General features: G+C 77.6%; 1 protein-coding gene and 1 pseudogene. One reads left to right on the top strand and one right to left on the bottom strand.

Annotation, left to right across the window (positions count from 1 at the left end; translation table 11 throughout):
- Positions 1–360, top strand: a pseudogene (locus AC0CYZ_RS29995) (oxygenase MpaB family protein); the annotation flags it as partial.
- Between the two features lie 90 nt (positions 361–450).
- Here AC0CYZ_RS29995 and AC0CYZ_RS29990 read toward each other — a convergent pair.
- Positions 451–1105 (bottom strand): enoyl-CoA hydratase-related protein (locus AC0CYZ_RS29990; RefSeq protein ID WP_472221764.1); only part of this gene is annotated, 655 nt, incomplete at its 5' end.

Genomic DNA, 1105 nt, shown 5'->3' with positions numbered 1-1105 from the left:
CTCGCCCAGGGCGGCCCGACCCCCGCGGGTGCCGCCCTCACGACGGCGCTGGTGGAGGGCACCCGGCGCAGCCACGCCGGGCGTGGGCACCCGATCCGCGGCTGGTGGGCCCGGCGCCGGCTGCTCTCGCACCTGCGGCTCTTCCTCGGCGCGGCGGGCTGCCGCGACCTGGGCCAGCCCGTGCTCGTGCCGTGGACGGTGCTCCCGGAGCTGGCCCGGAACGTCATCGAGTCGTGGCTGGTCGCCGCGACGCGGCCGGGCCGGCGGTGGCTGGAGCGGCGCAGTGACGCGGTCGTCGAGGCCGACCTCGAGCGCCTCCTCGGGGACCGCCCGCGGCGCCCGGCCGACCTCCCCGGGTGAGGGGCCGGGCCCTCCCCCGACAGCACGAACGGCCGGTTCGTCACCATCGAGGGTGACCGACCGGCCGCTCGTACCGTCAGGGGTGGGGCCTCAGCGGCCGGTGAAGCGCGGCTCCCGGCGCTCGCCGAACGCGGTGAACGCCTCGGCCAGGTCGGCGCTGGGGAGGAAGGCCGCGTTCCACGCCCCGACGTAGCGCAGCCCGGCCTCCACGCGGGGACCCCGCTCGGCGTCGAGGACGTCCTTGATGCCGCGGGTGACCAGCGGCGAGTTCGCCGCCATCGCGCCCGCGAGCTCGAAGGCCGCCGTCCGCAGCGCCGCCCCGTCGTCGAGCACGCGGTTGACCAGCCCGATCCGCTCGGCGTGCGCGGCGTCGACGTCCGCGCCGGTCAGGGCGAGCTCGCGGAGGTGCCCGTCGCCGATGATCCCGACGAGGCGCTGCAGCGACCCGAGGTCGGCGACCATCGCCATCCGCACCTCGCGCACGGAGAACAGCGCGTCGGCGCTCGCGAGCCGGACGTCGCAGGCGGTGATGAGGTCGACCCCGCCGCCGACGCACCAGCCCTCGACGGCCGCCACCACCGGCGTCCGGCACTGCGCCACCGCCGTGATCGAGCGCTGGAGATCGCGCAGGTGGTGCAGGAACTGCTCGCGGGCGCCGGCGGTCGGGTCGGTGAGCACGCTGCCCAGCGACGCGGTGGCCGCGCGCAGGTCGAGCCCGTAGGAGAAGCGGCCCTCGGCGCCGGTG

The organism is Actinomycetospora sp., from assembly GCF_055612215.1.
The sequence above is the reverse complement of the archived record's forward strand: the minus strand, read 5'-3'. Positions and strand labels throughout refer to the sequence as shown.